Raw genomic sequence first — 16372 nt, forward strand, 5'->3', positions numbered from 1 at the left:
CGGGCAATGAGCTAGAAGATCGATTCGAAGGAGCCGCTGCCCTGGGCGCCGCTGTGCTGCTCGAGATCCTGGCTCACGCTGTAGGGCTCGAATTCGGGCAGGTGGTCGACATGGAAGAGCTCGCTGATGCCGCCGGCCTGACCATCGCGCAGGCGGCGGCCGGAATCCGGATCGACGCGGGCGCTGACCACCTCGGCGGGGCGCGCCTGCCTCGCCTCGGGACGGCCCGCCAGGGCCTGGCTCATGAAGTCGACCCACACCGGCAGGGCGGCGCGACCGCCGTACTCGCCGGTGGTCTCGTTATTGTCCTTGCCGATCCATACCGAGACCGCCAGGTCGGCGTTGTAGCCGGCGAACCAGGCGTCGCGCTGGTCGTTGGTGGTGCCGGTCTTGCCGACGATATCGCCGCGTCCCACCTCGAGGGCGCCGCGCCCGGTGCCGGATTCGACGACGTCGCGCAGCATGTCGGTAACCAGGTAGACGGCGCTGGCGTCGGCGACCCGGGGCGCCAGCGGATAGCGGCGACCCTCGATCTCCATCTCCTGGGTGTCGGGCCGACAGTCGCGGCAGACCCGGCGCGGGCTGGCCTCGTCCACCAGGGTCTCGTCGGCGCCGCGGGTGACCCGCTCGATGTACCAGGGCTGGATGCCGTAGCCGCCATTGGCCAGGGTGGCGTAGGCGGTGGTCATCTCCAGGGGCGTCAGGCTGGCGCTGCCCAGGGCCAGGGAGAGGCCGTGGGGCAGGCGCGACTCATCGAAGCCGAAACGCGCCAGGAAATCGATGGTGTTATCCAGCCCCAGGCGCTGCAGGACGCGGATGGTGACCAGGTTGCGCGACAGGGCCAGGGCGCGGCGCACGCGCATGGGGCCGCGGAAGTCGCCGCTGGAGTTGACCGGCCGCCAGGTGGTGCCGGCGTCCGGCATCACCACCGGGGCATCGTTGATGATCGAGGCGGGAGTAATCTCGCCCGCCTCCAGGGCCGCCAGATAGACGAAGGGCTTGAAGATGGAGCCGGACTGGCGTTGGGCCTGGGTGGCCCGATTGAACTTGCTGGCGTCGAAGTCGAAGCCGCCCTGCAGGGCCAGGATGGCGCCGCTGTCGGGATCCAGCACCACGATAGAGCCCTCGGCATCCGGGCGCTGGGAGAGGCGCCAACTGCCGTCTTCGCGTTGCAGGATGCGTACCAGGGAGCCGGGCGCGGCGATCTCGGCGGCCGAGCCCGGCTCGCCCTCGCGCCACTGGGCGCTGCGGTAGCGGCGCGCCCAGCGCAGGCCTTCCCAGTCGAGGGTCACCACCTCACCGTCGGCGGTCAGCACGCGCATCTCGCGTCCCTCGGCGGCGACCACGATGGCCGGATGCAGGGGACCGAGGCGTGGCGTGCGCTCGAGCACATTGAGCCAGTTGCTGACGTCGCCGTCGACACCCGCCACTTCGCTCTGGCTGCTGGCCGCGGCACGACGGGCGGTTTCCAGTACCTCGGGGGACTCGTCGAGTTCTTCTTCCAGGCCGCGGCGTTCGGTGCGCTCCTGGGCCTCCACCAGGCCGGCGGGAATCTCGGTCTGCTCCGGGCCGCGCCAGCCATGGCGCGTGTCATAGGCGATCAGGCCGCGGCTCAGGGCCTCCCGGGCCATGGGCTGCAGTTCGCTGTCCAGGGTGGTGGTGATGCGGTAGCCGCCGGTATAGGCCTCGTCGCCGTAGCGGTCCACGGCGAACTGGCGCGCCATCTCGGCCATGTAATCGGCCTCCACCTCGACCTGGGCCACATGGCGGCGGGCGGTGATCGGGGCGGCCACGGCCTCCGCGTAGGTGGCCTGGTCGATATGCCCCAGCTCGCGCATGCGATAGAGGATCCAGTTGCGACGGATCAGTGAGCGCTCCGGGTTGGCCAGGGGGTTGAAGGCGGAGGGTGCCTTGGGCAGGCCGGCGATCATCGCCATCTGGGCCAGGGTCAGCTCCTCCAGGGGGCGGTCGTAGTAGGTCTCGGCGGCGGCGGCAATGCCGTAGGCGCGGTGTCCGAGGAAGATCTTGTTGACGTAGAGCTCGAGGATCTCCTCCTTGCTCAGCACTTGCTCCATCTGCAGGGCCAGCAGGATCTCGCGGATCTTACGGGTGAAGGTGCGATCCAGGGTCAGCAGGTAGTTGCGCGCCACCTGCATGGTGATGGTGGATCCCCCCGACTGGATGTCGCCGCCGCTGGAGGCTAGCTCCACCGCCGCGCGGGCCAGGCCGCGGGGGTCGACGCCGGGGTGCTCGAAGAAGCTGGCGTCCTCGGCGGCCAGCAGGGCCTGGATCAGCGGTTCGGGAATCTCGTCGTAGTCGACGGCGATGCGTCGCTCCTCGCCGAACTCACCGATCAGCTTGCCGTCGCGGGTGAAGATGCGCAGCGGGGCCTGCAGCTCGAAGTCCTGCAGCTGGCGCACATCGGGCAGGCCGGGGGCGAAATAGAGGGCGGCGCCGGTCACGGCCAGCAGGCCGGCGGCGGTCAGCGAGAGCGTCAGCCACACGAGGGAGGCGATCAGGCGTTGGAAAAACTTCATGAGATACCCGTGATAAGCGCGTGATTAGCGGTGGCGGTACGACGATGAGGCGGGGCTATCCTTGAGGTTAGCCATTATATGGGCCGTAGCGGGGGGTCACCAGCGTTGAAGGGGTAAGCATCTTGCTATTGTGTGATGAAACGAAATCGGATGTAACCTGAAAATTACGCAGCCGCGGGGCGTCAGGGGGAGTCGAGGGGGTGACGCCCAGGTCGCAACGGCAACGCATGGGACGAGCAGGGGGCGACTCAGGTGCAACTTACTAGACAGGCGAAGGGGCTGATCGGTGTCGATATCACCTCGGCCACCGTCAAGCTGATCGAACTCAAGGCGGTACAGGGCGGCTTTCGGGTCGAGAGCTATGCGGTCTGCCCGCTGCGCGAAGGAGCCGTGGTCGAGCGCCGTATCCGCAACATGTCGGCGGTGGTCGAGGCGTTGCAGCGGGCCGTCGAACTGGCGCGCCCCACCACCCGGCTCACCGGCGCCGCGGTGCCGGCCAGTGCCGCCATTACCAAGACACTCACCATGCCCGCCTCCCTCAACGATGACGAGATCGAGGCGCGCATCCAGATCGAATCCGACAAGCATATTCCCTTCCCATTCAGTGAAGTGGCCTTCGACTTCCAGCGCCTGGGCACCCATGACCGTTATGCCGATCAGCAGGATGTGCTGCTGGTGGCCTGCCGTCAGCAGGACGTCAGCCAGCTCACCGAGGCCCTGCTGCAGGCGGACCTGACTCCGGCGGCGGTGGACGTGGAGACCTTCGCCATGGAGCGTGCCTTCACCGAGGTGCGCCACCAGTTGCCCCGGGAAGAGGATGCCAGTGGCGGGGTGGCCCTGGTGGATGTCGGCGCCACCATGCATGCCTTCCATGTCCTGCGTAACGGACGCATCACCTACAGCCGGGACACCGTCTTCGGCGGGCGCCAACTGACCGACGAGATCGTCAGCCGCTATGGCCTGAGCGTGGAAGAGGCGGGGCTGGCCAAGAAGCGCGGCGGCCTTCCCGAGGACTACCAGGGCAGCGTGCTGGAGCCCTTTATCGAGACCCTGGTCCAGCAGGTGGGGCGCTCCTTGCAGCTCTACTACACCGCCGGTCGACGGGAGGAGGTCAAGCGGCTGGTGCTGGTGGGGGGCTCCTGCGTGATCCCCGGCCTGCAGGAGCGCCTGGCGGCCGACAGCGGCATGGAGGTGGTGGTCGCCAATCCCTTCCTGCGCATGAAGGTCAATTCGCGCATCGATATCCACACCCTGGCCAGTGATGCCCCCGCCATGCTCACGGCCTGCGGTCTGGCAATGAGGTCGCGCCCATGACGATCGAGATCAATCTGTTGCCCTGGCGCGAGCAGCGTCGGGAGCGTCGCAGCAAGCGCTTCCAGTTGGCCCTGATGGCCATGGTGGTGGTGGGGTTGGCCGGTGGGGCCGGCATGACTTACTACTACCAGCAGGCCCTGGACGTACAGCAGCAGCGCAATGCCCATATCACCGCCCAGTCGGCCCGGCTCGATCGGGACATCCGCTCGATTCGCGAGTACGAGGCCGAGATCGAGCGTTTGGAGGCGCAGATCGCGGTCTTCCGTCGCCTTCAGGAGGGGCGTCCGCAGACCGTGCATGTCTTCAACCAACTGACCGCCAGCCTTGAGGAAGGGGTCCACTACACCGAACTGACCCGTCAGGGCGACCAGCTACGCCTCACCGGCCTGGCCGAGAACAATCGCCAGGTCTCCGATCAACTGCGTGCCCTGGGAGCCGCCACGGCCTTCGACGTGCCCAGCCTCTCCGAGGTGGAGGCCGACGAAGGGCAGGCGCGGCGGCGCTTCAGTCTCAGCGTGCCGCAGCGCATGCCGGGCCAGCCACTGGCCGAGGAGGACGAGTCATGAGTCTTTCCGGGGCGAGATCGAGAGAGTGGCGCCGGTTCAATCAGTGGACGCGCATGCCGGAGACGTCGGTCTTCGAGGAGGATGCGTCATGAGTCTTTCCGGGGCGAGATCGAGAGAGTGGCGCCGGCTCAATCAGTGGGTGCGCATGCCGGGGGCGTCGGTCATCGAGGAGGATGCGTCATGAGTCTTTCCGGAGCGAGATCGAGAGAGTGGCGCCGGCTCAGTCAGTGGGTGCGCATGCTGGTGGCGACGGCCATCGAGGAGGACGAGTCATGAGTCTTTCCGGAGAGTGGCGTCGGCTCAAGGAGCTGGATTGGCGCGAGCTCGATCTGCGTGAGGCGGGCGGCTGGCCCTGGTCGCTGCAGTTGATCTGCTGCCTGCTGGTGCTGGGGCTGACCTTCGCCGGCATGCATTGGTACCTGGCCTCTCCCAAGGCGGAGGAGCTGGCCCGGGCCGAGGGCGAAGAATCTAGCCTGCTGGAAGAATATCGCGGCAAGGCGGCCCAGGCGGCCAACCTGCCGGCCATGCGCGAGCGCAATGCGGCGCTGCAGGCGCGTCTCGATACGCTGCTGGAGATGCTGCCCAGCGGCGCCGAGATTCCCTCGTTGATCGACAATATCAGCGAAACGGCCATCGACAATCAGCTGCTCATCGATGCGATCCGGCTGCGTGCCCCGGTGCCCCAGGAGTACTACGTGGAGCAGCCCTTCGATATTCAGGTGGAGGGGGATTATCACCGTATCGCCTCCTTCCTTTCCGGGGTGGCGGGGCTGCCGCGCATCGTCACCCAGCACGACTTTACCCTGGCGCCGGTGGGTGGGGGCGGCCGTCTGCGCCTGTCGCTGCTGGCCAAGACCTACAGCTATCGCCATGACGGCGGGGAGGAGAGCCCATGAAGTCACGCCTTGCGCGGGGCGGCGGCCTGCTGCTGCTCGTCGGTCTGGCGGGGTGCAGCGATCCCGATATCGCCGGCCTCGATCGTCAATTGGCGGAAATACGCGCCAACCCGGGACGCCTGGAGCTATCGGCACTACCGGATACGCCGAAGTACGTGGCCATTCCCTATGCTCAGGCCGATCGGCGCAGCCCCTTTATGGCCCGCCTGCCGGAGCCGGAGGCGGGGCTGGTCGGCGGTTCCGAGGAGTTGGCGCCGGACATGGCGCGGCCCAAGGAGCCGCTGGAGCTCTATCCCCTCGAGCGGCTGGCGCTGGTCGGCACCCTCTCGGTAGGGGGGCAGCCCTCGGCACTGGTCAGGGCGCCGGACGGCGAGGTGCACCGTCTGCGCAACGGCAATTACATGGGCACCGATTTCGGGCGCATCGTCAGCATCACCGAGGCCTCCGTACAACTGGTGGAGGTGGTGCCCAACGGTCGCGGGGGGTGGATCGAACGAGTGCGCAGCCTATCGCTGAATGGGGGGGGGCGTCAGCGTGGCTGATGGCCAGGCGGCGTAAAGACCAACAGGGCAAGGGGAAGGGATCATGCAAACCATCACGCGCTATCTGGCAATGTTTTGCCTGTCACTGCTGGGCGGGGGGGCCGCCTGGGCGGCATCGACCCTGACGGACCTGGACTATCGGCAGGCGGGCGAGGGGGTCGAGGTCGAACTGCATTTCGAGGGCGGCGTGCCCGAGGTGCGCGGCTATCGGCTCGATGGGCCGCCGCGCCTGACCATCGATCTGATGGAGACCGCCAGCCTGGTGGATCGTCCGCGTCAGTCCCTCGACCTGGGGGGCGTGGAGCAGGTCACTACCCTGCAGGCCGGGTCGCGGACCCGGTTGGTCTTTACCCTCGACGAGGAGCTGCCCTATTCCACGCGCCAGGAGGGGGATCGGTTGATCCTGGCCATCGGCGGCGCCGGCGGGGCGTCCTCGTCGGTGGTCGCCGCCGCCTCGCCCACGACCACCACCACCACGACCACGGCGGTCGTCCGGGAGCCGCGCATCGAGGATATCGATTTCCGCCGCGGCGCCGATGGTGCCGGGCGTCTGATCGTGACCTTCGATCGTAGCGGTATCGAGAGCCGGGTTCGCGAGGCCAGTGACAACCGCATCCTCGCGGAGCTGCGCGGGGTGCGACTGCCGGCGTCCCTGGATCAGGTGCTCGACGTCACCGACTTCGCCACGCCGCTGAGCCGCATCGTACCGCGCCCCGGCCGCGAAGGGGTGACCCTGGAGCTGCAGGCCAGTGATGACTTCGCCATGTTCTCCACCCATAGCGGGCGGGAGTTGATCATCGAGGCTCAGCCGGTGGCGGCGCCGGCGCCGCAGCAAGTGACGCGCCCCGAGCAGCGCAGCTTCAGTGGCGAGCGTATCACCCTGAACTTCCAGGATATCGAGGTGCGCTCGGTGCTCTCCATCATCGCCGACTTTACCGGGTTGAATATCGTCGCCAGCGATAGCGTTACCGGTCGGGTGACCCTCAACCTGCAGGACGTGCCCTGGGACCAGGCCCTGGACCTGGTGCTCAAGAGTCACGGCCTGGCCAGTCGTCAGGAGGGCAACGTGATCGTGGTGGCACCGGCGGCGGAGTTGGCCAATATCGAGCGCCAGGAGATCGAGGCGCGGGAGCAGATGGAGGTGCTGGCGCCTCTGGTGACCCGTTATGTGCAGATCAACTATGCTCGGGCCGCCGACCTGGCCGGGCTGTTGCGCGGCGGCGAGGAGGGCTTCGGCCTGCTCACCGAGCGTGGCCGGGTCAGTGTCGACGCGCGCACCAACACCCTGCTGATTCAGGACACCGCCGAGCAGCTCGAGCAGATCCTCGACACCATCGAGCAACTGGACGTGGCGGTGCGCCAGGTACAGATCGAGGCGCGGATCGTCATCGCCCGGGATAGCACCAGCCGCGAGCTGGGGGTCAACTGGGGGCTGTCGCGCCCCGGAGGCAGCAATATCGACCTGGATGGCGCTGCCACCGGTCCCGGTCAGACTTTCTTCGATCCGGTGGAGGGCGAGTTGGTCTACCGCGATCGCGGTGGCCTGGCGGTGGACCTGGGTGGCGATCGCGACCCGCTGACCTCCTTCGCCTTCGGCTACCTCTCCGGGGATATCCTCATCGACCTGGAGCTGCGTGCCCTGGAGAGCGAGGGGCGCAGCCAGACCATCTCCCAGCCCCGGGTGATTACCGCCAACCAGCGCACCGCCATTATCAAACAGGGCGAGGAGCGGGCCTTCCAGACGGTCAGCGACAGCGGCACCGAGACCGACTTCAAGGAAGCGGTGCTCTCCCTGGAGGTGACCCCGCAGATCACCCCGGACAATCGCATCGTCATGGACCTGCTGATCACCAACGATAGCTTCCGGGATACCTTCGTCGGCAGCGAGCCGCCCATCGACCGCAACGAAATCCAGACTCAGGTGCTGGTCAACAACGGCGAAACGGTGGTCCTGGGGGGGATCCTGACCACCGAGCAGATCCGCAGCCTCTTCGAGACGCCGCTGCTGTCGGACATCCCGATCATCGGCAACCTCTTCCGCTATACCCAAGAGAGCAATGAAAAGGTAGAGTTGCTGATATTCATCACACCCACGATCCTCGAGGATGGGCTGGCACTTCGCTGATGCAGGACTTACCCAATCTCTTTCTCATCGGCCCCATGGGGGCCGGCAAGAGCACCATCGGCCGCCTCCTGGCGGCCGAGCTGTGCCGTGACTTCTATGACAGCGACCACGAGATCCAGGCGCGCTGTGGTGCCGATATCCCCTGGATCTTCGATGTCGAGGGGGAAGCCGGGTTTCGCGAGCGCGAGTCCCAGGTGATCGATGAGCTGACGCAGCTATCGGGCGTCGTCATGGCCACCGGCGGCGGCGCGGTGATCCGCGAGGTCAATCGGCGCGCCCTGCGCGAGCGGGGGACCGTCATCTACCTCTATACCACGGTGGAGCAGCAGCTCAGGCGCACCGCCAAGGATCGCAATCGCCCCCTGCTCCAGGCCGAGGATCCCGGTCAAGTGCTGAGGGATCTCTTCGCCGCGCGGGACCCCCTCTATCGTGCCACGGCGGACCTGATCGTGCGCACCGATCGCCGCGGCCCCAAGGCGGTGGCCGGTGAGATCGTGCGCCGGGTCACCAAGCTGGTCGACCCGCTCAAGTCCTGCAAGGCGTGATGCCCTCCTCAGTAACCTTCGGTGCTACCCCTCCATGAGCCAAGTCACCTCTTCTGTCAGTACCCTTAGCGTCGATCTCGGCGAGCGCAGCTACCCCATTCATGTCGGTGCCGGTCTGCTGGGGGATCCCCAGTGGCTGGCCCCCTATCTGGCCGGTCGCCAGGTGATGATCGTCACCAACGAGACGGTGGCGCCCCTCTACCTGGCGGCCTTCAGGGCCGGCCTGCCCGAGGGGCTCGAGGTGCGTGAGGTGATCCTGCCTGACGGCGAGCATACCAAGACCCTGGCCAGCGTCGAGCGGATCTGGGATGCCTTGCTGGAGGCCGGCTTTAATCGCCGCTGCACCCTGGTGGCCCTGGGGGGCGGGGTGATCGGCGACATGACCGGCTATGCCGCCGCCTGCTACCAGCGCGGGGTGGCCTTTATCCAGGTGCCCACGACATTGCTCTCCCAGGTCGACTCCTCGGTGGGGGGCAAGACCGGTGTCAATCATCCCCGCGGCAAGAACATGATCGGTGCCTTCTGGCAGCCCCGTGCCGTGCTGATCGACACCGCCACCCTGGGCAGCCTGCCGGCCAGGGAGCTCTCCGCCGGCCTGGCGGAGGTGATCAAGTATGGCCTGATCCGCGATGTGGATTTCCTGGCCTGGCTGGAGGCGCGGATGGCGGACTTGCGCGACCTCGACGAGGCGGCCCTGCGCGAGGCGATCCTGCGCAGCTGTGCCATCAAGGCCGAGGTGGTGGCCGCCGACGAGACCGAGCAGGGGGTGCGTGCCCTGCTCAACCTGGGGCACACCTTCGGGCACGCCATCGAGGCCTACCAGGGCTATGGTGCCTGGCTGCATGGCGAGGCGGTGGGGGCCGGCATGCTGATGGCCGCCGAGCTCTCCGCGCGACTGGGCTGGCTCACCCGGGATGAGGTAGCGCGGGTGACGACGGTGATCGAGGCGGCGGGCCTGCCGCTGGCGGCGCCGGCGGCCATGGACGAGGAGGCCTTCCTGGTGCCCATGCGCCTCGACAAGAAGAATATCGATGCCCGCCTGCGCTTGATCCTGCTGCGGCGGTTGGGGGAGGCCTGTGTGTATGACGAGACGCCGCCGGAGCAGCTGCATGGTGTGCTGACGGACTTTCCTAGGCAGTGATATTTTCTAGAAAATAAATTCTTCACAAGAAAAGCGGCGGCTACCTTGGGGTGGCCGCCGCTTTTCTTTTGGGACGTAGCCTATGTCTGGAGAGTATGCGATTCATGAATTCGTATGCCTTATGCATGATCGGTATGGGTGGAAGTCGGGGTTGTTAGACTAAAGTCTATTATTGTGATCGTTATCGAGAGGGTGGCGTCAAGTCATTGAACTGGCGAGTTTTTTCTTCGTTGGGTGTGGCTAACTCATCGATTTATTGAGATTTTTTGGGGGGCGGTCGGGGCCGGGAATTGCGCGGGGAAGGGGGGCTGGCTATGCTGGACAGCCTTTTTACTGCTTCATGGCCGCCCGATACTGCGTATCTATAAAAAAATAAAAACAGATAAAAATATCATGGCTGGTCAGGAAATAAAAGACATCTAGCTTGAGGGACACGCCCATGAACCGAGGTCTCCATCAGCCCGGCGAATTCCGCGATAACTGCGGCTTCGGCCTGATCGCCCATATGGAAGGCGAGGCCAGCCATGACCTGCTCAAGACCGCCATCGAGTCGCTGACCTGCATGACTCACCGCGGCGGCATCGCCGCCGACGGCAAGACCGGCGACGGCTGCGGCCTGCTGCTCAAGATGCCCGAGGGCTTTATGCGCGAAGTGGCCCGGGAGACCCTGGGGGTCGACCTGGGCAGCCGCTTCGCCGTGGGCACCATCTTCCTGCCCGACGACGACGATCGCGAGGCCCATGCTCGCCAGGTGCTGGACGCCGAGCTCGAGGCCCGCGGCCTCACCGTGCACGGTTGGCGCGAGGTGCCCACCGATCCCGGCGTCTGCGGCCCCATGGCCCTGGAGTGCCTGCCGCGGATTCGTCAGGTCTTCGTCGAGGCCGCCGACGAACGCCTCGATGCTCAGCTGGCGGTAGACCTCTTCATGGCGCGGCGTCGCGCCGAGGAGGCCCTGCGCGACGAGGAGGAGTTTTACGTCTGCTCCCTCTCCGCCAAGGTGGTCTCCTACAAGGGCCTGATGATGCCGGTGGACCTGCCCACCTTCTATCGCGACCTGGGCGATCCGCGCCTGACCACGTCGATCTGCGTCTTCCACCAGCGCTTCTCGACCAACACCGCGCCGCGCTGGCCGCTGGCCCAGCCGTTCCGCTTCCTGGCCCATAACGGTGAGATCAACACCATCGAGGCCAACCGTGGCTGGGCCAACTCGCGTAAAGAAAACTTCGTCTCGCCGCTGCTGCCGGAGATCGCCGAGCTCGACGAGATCGTCAATACCGTAGGCTCCGATTCCTCCAGCATGGACAACATGCTGGAGGTGCTGATGACCGGTGGCATGGACATCTACAGCGCCATCCGCATGATGGTGCCGCCGGCCTGGCAGAACGTGGAGACCATGGACGGCGCCCTGCGCGCCTTCTACGAGTACAACTCCATGCATATGGAGCCCTGGGACGGTCCCGCCGGCATGGTGATGACCGATGGCCGCAACGCCGTCTGCATGCTCGATCGCAACGGCCTGCGTCCGGCCCGCTGGGTGATCACCAAGAATGGCTATATCACCCTGGCCTCCGAGATCGGCACCTACGACTACGCCCCCGAGGAGGTGGTCGCCAAGGGCCGCGTCGGGCCGGGGCAGGTACTGGGCATCGACACCGAGACCGGCCAGGTGCTGCACACCGCCGACGTGGACGAGCGCCTCAAGTCCGCCTATCCCTACAAGCGTTGGCTCAAGGAGCGTGCCCACTACCTGGAATCCGCCCTCACCGAGCTGGCCCGCTTCCAGCCCCTGGAGGCCGAGGCGCTCAATGTCTGGCAGAAGATGTTCCAGGTCAGCTTCGAGGAGCGTGATCAGGTGCTGCGCCCGCTGGCCGAGAGCGGCCAGGAGGCGGTGGGCTCCATGGGTGACGACACCCCCATGGCGGTGCTGTCACGGCAGAACCGCCTGCTCAGCGACTACTTCCGCCAGAAGTTTGCTCAGGTCACCAACCCGCCCATCGATCCGCTGCGGGAAGCGATCGTGATGTCCCTGGAGACCTGCATCGGCGCCGAGCTCAATGTCTTCGAGGCGACCCCGGATCATGCCCATCGCATCATCCTGACCACGCCGATCCTCTCGCCGCGCAAGTTCACCGCGTTGGTCAGTCACGAGGATCCGGCCTTCGCCAGCCACACCCTCACGCTCGGCTATGATCCCGAGCAGCAGGGCCTCAAGCAGGCGCTGCTGGCGCTCTGCCAGCAGGCCGAGGAGGCGGCGCGCAGCGGCAAGGTGATCCTGGTGCTCTCCGATGCCGACCTGCCCAAGGGCGAGCTGCCGATCCATGCCGCCCTGGCGGTGGGCGCCGTGCACCATCACCTGGGCAAGCTGGCGCTGCGCCCGCGGGTCAACCTGGTGGTGGAGACCGGCTATGCCCGGGATGCTCATCAGATGGCGGTGCTCTTCGGCGTCGGCGCCACCGCGGTCTATCCGTGGCTGGCCTATCAGGTGATGGCCGATATGCACCGCTCCGGTGAGCTGGTCGGCAACCCGGCGGACGCCCGGGAGAACTACCGCAAGGGCATGCAGAAGGGGCTCTACAAGATCCTCTCCAAGATGGGCATCTCGACGCTGGCCTCCTACCGCGGCTCCATGCTCTTCGAGGCGGTGGGCCTCGACGAGGAGGTGATGGCGCTGTGCTTCCCGGGCATGGCCTCGCGCATCCAGGGCACCGGCTTCGCCGAGCTGCAGCTGCAGCAGGAACTGCTGGCCCGGGACGCCTGGATTCCCCGCAAGGGCATCTCCCAGGGCGGCCTGGTCAAATACGTGCATGGCAAGGAGTACCACGCCTACAACCCGGACGTGGTCAAGACTCTGCAAGAGGCGGTGCAGCAGGGCGACTACCAGAAGTGGAAGAAATTCGCCCGGCTGGTCAACGAGCGGCCGGTGGCCACCATCCGCGACCTGCTCAGGCTCAAGCCCGCCGCCAAGCCGTTGCCCCTGGAGGAGGTGGAGCCGGTGGAAGCGCTGATTCCCCGCTTCGACAGCGCCGGCATGTCCCTCGGCGCCCTGTCGCCGGAGGCCCACGAGGCCCTGGCCCAGGCCATGAACGAGTCCGGCGGTCGCTCCAACTCCGGTGAGGGCGGCGAGGACCCGGCCCGCTACGGCACCATCCGCTCCTCGAAGATCAAGCAGATCGCCTCCGGGCGCTTCGGCGTCACCCCGGCCTACCTGGTCAATGCCGAGGTGCTGCAGATCAAGGTGGCCCAGGGCGCCAAGCCCGGCGAGGGCGGCCAGTTGCCCGGCGGCAAGGTCAACGAGCTGATCGCCCGGCTGCGCTATTCGGTGCCCGGCGTGACCCTGATCTCGCCGCCGCCGCACCACGATATCTACTCCATCGAGGACCTGGCGCAGCTGATCTTCGACCTCAAGCAGGTCAACCCGGACGCCCAGGTCTCGGTGAAGCTGGTCTCCGAGCCAGGCATCGGCACCATCGCTACCGGGGTGGCCAAGGCCTACGCCGACCTGATCACCGTCTCCGGCTATGACGGCGGCACCGCGGCCAGCCCCATCACCTCCATCAAGCACGCCGGCTCGCCCTGGGAGCTGGGCCTGCCGGAGGTGCACCAGGCGCTGCGCATCAACGGCCTGCGCGACAAGATTCGCCTGCAGACCGACGGCGGCCTGAAGACCGGCCTCGACGTGGTCAAGGCGGCGATCCTCGGCGCCGAGAGCTTCGGCTTCGGCACCGCGCCCATGGTGGCGCTGGGCTGCAAGTACCTGCGTATCTGCCACCTCAACAACTGCGCCACCGGCGTCGCCACCCAGCACCAGTACCTGCGCGACGAGCACTTCCGCGGCACCGTGGACATGGTCAAGCATTACTTCCGCTTTATCGCCGAGGAGGTGCGCGAGCTGATGGCCCTGCTGGGCGTGCGCCGGCTCACCGACCTGATCGGTCGCACCGACCTGCTGGAGGTGCTGGAGGGCGAGACCGCCTCCCAGCGCAAGCTGGACCTGGCGCCGCTGCTGGCCAACGACTTCGTGCCGGCGGAGGCCCCCCAGTTCTGCGCCGTGGAGCGCAACGTGCCCCACGATCCGGGCGCCAAGAATCAGGAGGTGCTGGCGGCCCTGCAGCAGGCCATCGCCGAGAAGTCCGGCGGCGAGTTCCGCTTCGCCATCACCAACTGCGATCGCTCGGTGCCGGCGGCGGCCTCCGGGGCCATCGCCAAGCGCTACGGCGAGGCGGGCCTGGAGGAGGCCCCCATCAAGGTGCGCTTCGAGGGTGTGGCGGGCCAGAGCTTCGGGGTGTGGAACGCCCGTGGCCTCAACCTCTACCTGGAGGGTGACGCCAACGACTACGTCGGCAAGGGCATGAACGGCGGGCAGATCGTTATCGTGCCGCCCCGGGCCAGCCGCTTCGAGAGCCACCAGACGGCGATCATCGGCAATACCTGCCTGTATGGCGCCACCGGCGGCAAGCTGTTCGCCGCCGGTACCGCCGGCGAGCGCTTCGCGGTACGCAATTCCGGGGCCCATGCGGTGATCGAGGGCGCCGGCGACCACTGCTGCGAATACATGACCGGTGGCCTGGTGGCTGTGCTCGGCGAGACCGGCGTCAACTTCGGCGCGGGCATGACCGGCGGCTTCGCCTACGTGCTCGACGAGGATCGCACCTTCGTCGACAAGTACAACCACGAGCTGGTGGAGATCCACCGGGTCAATACCGAGGCCATGGAGGCCTATCGGCGTCATCTGCGGGAGATCATCGAGGAGTACGTGGCCGAGACCGGCTCCGAGCGCGGCAAGGCCATTCTCGAGGACTTCAGCGACTTCGTCCGTCACTTCTGGCTGGTGAAGCCCAAGGCCGCGAGCCTGGGCAGCCTGCTCGCCGAATCCCGGCGTCGGCCGGAATAAGCGGCCGGAATCAGTGACCGGCGCCGGCCCAGGGCAAGGCCCCGGCCGGCGCCGACGAGATCGCCACGCAGAGACTAGGAGCAGAGACCATGGCTAACCGTTTGAGCAACGATTTTCAGTTTATCGACGTGGGTCGTCAGGACCCGCAGAAGAAGGAGGCGCGGACCCGGGCCAAGGAGTTCGCCGAGATCTACGAGCCCTTCAAGCCCCAGGAGGCGGCGGGCCAGGCGCATCGCTGCCTGGCCTGCGGCAACCCCTATTGCGAGTGGAAGTGCCCGGTCCACAACTACATTCCCAACTGGCTGAAGCTGGTGGCCGAGGGCAATATCCTCGAGGCCGCCGAGCTCTCCCACCAGACCAACTCGCTGCCCGAGGTGTGCGGCCGGGTGTGTCCCCAGGATCGCCTCTGCGAGGGTGACTGCACCCTGAATGACGGCTTCGGCGCGGTGACCATCGGCTCGGTGGAGAAGTACATCACCGATACCGCCTTCGCCATGGGCTGGCGCCCGGACATGTCGCGGGTGACCCGCACCGACAAGCGGGTGGCCATCATTGGCGCCGGTCCGGCGGGGCTTGGCTGCGCCGATATCCTGGTGCGCAACGGCGTCACCCCGGTGCTCTTCGACAAGTACCCGGAGATCGGCGGCCTGCTGACCTTCGGCATCCCCGAGTTCAAGCTCGAGAAACACGTCATGGAGCGGCGTCGGGCGGTCTTCGAGGAGATGGGCATGGAGTTCCGCCTCGGCGTCGAGGTGGGCAAGGACGTGGCCTTCGAGACCCTGCTCGAGGAGTGCGACGCCGTCTTCCTGGGCATGGGCACCTACAAGTACATGGAGGGGGGCTTCCCCGGCGAGAACCTGCCCGGGGTCCACAAGGCCCTCGACTACCTGATCGCCAACGTCAACCACTGCCTGGGCTTCGAGAAGGATCCCGCCGACTTCGTCTCCCTGGAAGGGCAGAAGGTGGTGGTGCTGGGCGGCGGCGATACCGCCATGGACTGCAACCGCACCGCCATTCGCCAGGGCGCGGCCAGCGTGTCCTGCGCCTATCGCCGCGACGAGGAGAACATGCCGGGCTCCAAGCGCGAGGTAACCAATGCCCGTGAGGAGGGGGTGGACTTCCTCTTCAACCGCCAGCCGGTGGCCGTGGTGGGCGAGGAGAAGGTCGAGGGCGTCAAGGTGGTGCGCACCCGCCTGGGCGAGCCGGACGAGAACGGTCGCCAGCGTCCCGAGGTGGTGCCGGGTTCCGAGGAGGTGCTGCCCGCCGATGCGGTGGTGATCGCCTTCGGCTTCCAGCCGAGCCCGGCGCCCTGGTTCGCCGACTTCGGCATCGAGGTGGACGAGCGCGGCCGGGTCAAGGCTCCCGAGCAGGGCGCCTACCCCTTCCAGACCACCAACGAGAAGATCTTCGCCGGTGGCGATATGGTGCGCGGCTCCGACCTGGTGGTCACCGCCATCTACGAGGGGCGCCAGGCCGCCGAGGGCATCCTCGACTACCTGGAGGTATAAGCCGCTCGACTGGCTAGATAGTGGAGCGGGGCTGGCTAGCGAAGCGACGTCGCCAGGGCGCTGACGAGAAGCGAGCGACTAGCGGGGATCGACAGGGATGTCGATCTAGGGTCGGCGAGAGGGACCTCGGTCCGGCCCGACGCGTCAGTCGCGAGCGCAGCGTCGGGGTTTCGTCCTGGAGAGGAGCGAGTCAGCCAGCGTCGCTTCCACGGCCACTCGGGCTGCGAGGTTTGGGGGTGCTGGCCGACCGCTAATGCCATCTGTTGCCGGAGGCCCGGGGCTACCCTGAGGGCAGGCACTTCGCAAA

Annotated in this window: 10 protein-coding genes; 9 read left to right on the forward strand and 1 reads right to left on the reverse strand. The window is 66.9% G+C overall.

The window, feature by feature from the left end; genetic code table 11:
• Positions 1-11: 11 nt before the first annotated feature.
• Positions 12-2537 carry a penicillin-binding protein 1A gene (locus HPA02_RS12835; RefSeq protein WP_146803603.1) on the reverse strand — a complete coding sequence of 842 codons (2526 nt, stop codon included), beginning with the start codon at positions 2535-2537 and terminating at the stop codon, positions 12-14.
• Positions 2538-2789: 252 nt separating this feature from the next.
• Between HPA02_RS12835 and pilM the strand changes: the two genes are divergently transcribed.
• The 9 genes from pilM to HPA02_RS12880 all read left to right on the forward strand — a co-directional run bounded on the left by pilM (position 2790) and on the right by HPA02_RS12880 (position 16065).
• Positions 2790-3851, forward strand: coding sequence for a type IV pilus assembly protein PilM (gene pilM, locus HPA02_RS12840; protein WP_146803604.1), 1062 nt, complete (start codon positions 2790-2792; stop codon positions 3849-3851).
• Positions 3848-4417, forward strand: coding sequence for a PilN domain-containing protein (locus tag HPA02_RS12845; RefSeq protein WP_146803605.1), 570 nt, complete (start codon positions 3848-3850; stop codon positions 4415-4417). The genes pilM and HPA02_RS12845 overlap by 4 nt, the downstream gene beginning before the upstream one ends.
• A gap of 272 nt (positions 4418-4689) precedes the next feature.
• The gene (locus tag HPA02_RS12850; RefSeq protein WP_146803606.1) at positions 4690-5313 is read left to right on the forward strand and encodes a type IV pilus inner membrane component PilO; all 624 of its coding nucleotides are present in this window, start codon (positions 4690-4692) and stop codon (positions 5311-5313) included.
• Positions 5310-5855, forward strand: a complete 546-nt coding sequence (locus HPA02_RS12855; RefSeq protein WP_146803607.1) for a pilus assembly protein PilP — start codon at positions 5310-5312, stop codon at positions 5853-5855. Before HPA02_RS12850 ends, HPA02_RS12855 begins: the two co-directional genes overlap by 4 nt.
• Before the next feature lie 43 nt (positions 5856-5898).
• A complete protein-coding gene (locus HPA02_RS12860) occupies positions 5899-7980 on the forward strand; it encodes a type IV pilus secretin PilQ (protein ID WP_146803608.1) in 2082 nt (693 codons plus the stop codon).
• A complete protein-coding gene (aroK, locus tag HPA02_RS12865) occupies positions 7980-8525 on the forward strand; it encodes a shikimate kinase AroK (RefSeq protein ID WP_146803609.1) in 546 nt (181 codons plus the stop codon). Before HPA02_RS12860 ends, aroK begins: the two co-directional genes overlap by 1 nt.
• Positions 8526-8559: 34 nt before the next feature.
• The gene (aroB, locus tag HPA02_RS12870; RefSeq protein ID WP_146803610.1) at positions 8560-9666 is read left to right on the forward strand and encodes a 3-dehydroquinate synthase; all 1107 of its coding nucleotides are present in this window, start codon (positions 8560-8562) and stop codon (positions 9664-9666) included.
• Positions 9667-10105: 439 nt separating this feature from the next.
• Positions 10106-14557, forward strand: coding sequence for a glutamate synthase large subunit (gene gltB, locus HPA02_RS12875; RefSeq protein WP_146803611.1), 4452 nt, complete (start codon positions 10106-10108; stop codon positions 14555-14557).
• Positions 14558-14646: 89 nt separating this feature from the next.
• Positions 14647-16065, forward strand: coding sequence for a glutamate synthase small subunit GltD family protein (locus HPA02_RS12880; protein WP_146803612.1), 1419 nt, complete (start codon positions 14647-14649; stop codon positions 16063-16065).
• The last annotated feature ends 307 nt before the right edge of the window (positions 16066-16372 follow it).

This window comes from Bisbaumannia pacifica (genome assembly GCF_007989625.1).
Taxonomy (GTDB): Bacteria; Pseudomonadota; Gammaproteobacteria; order Pseudomonadales; family Halomonadaceae; genus Bisbaumannia; species Bisbaumannia pacifica.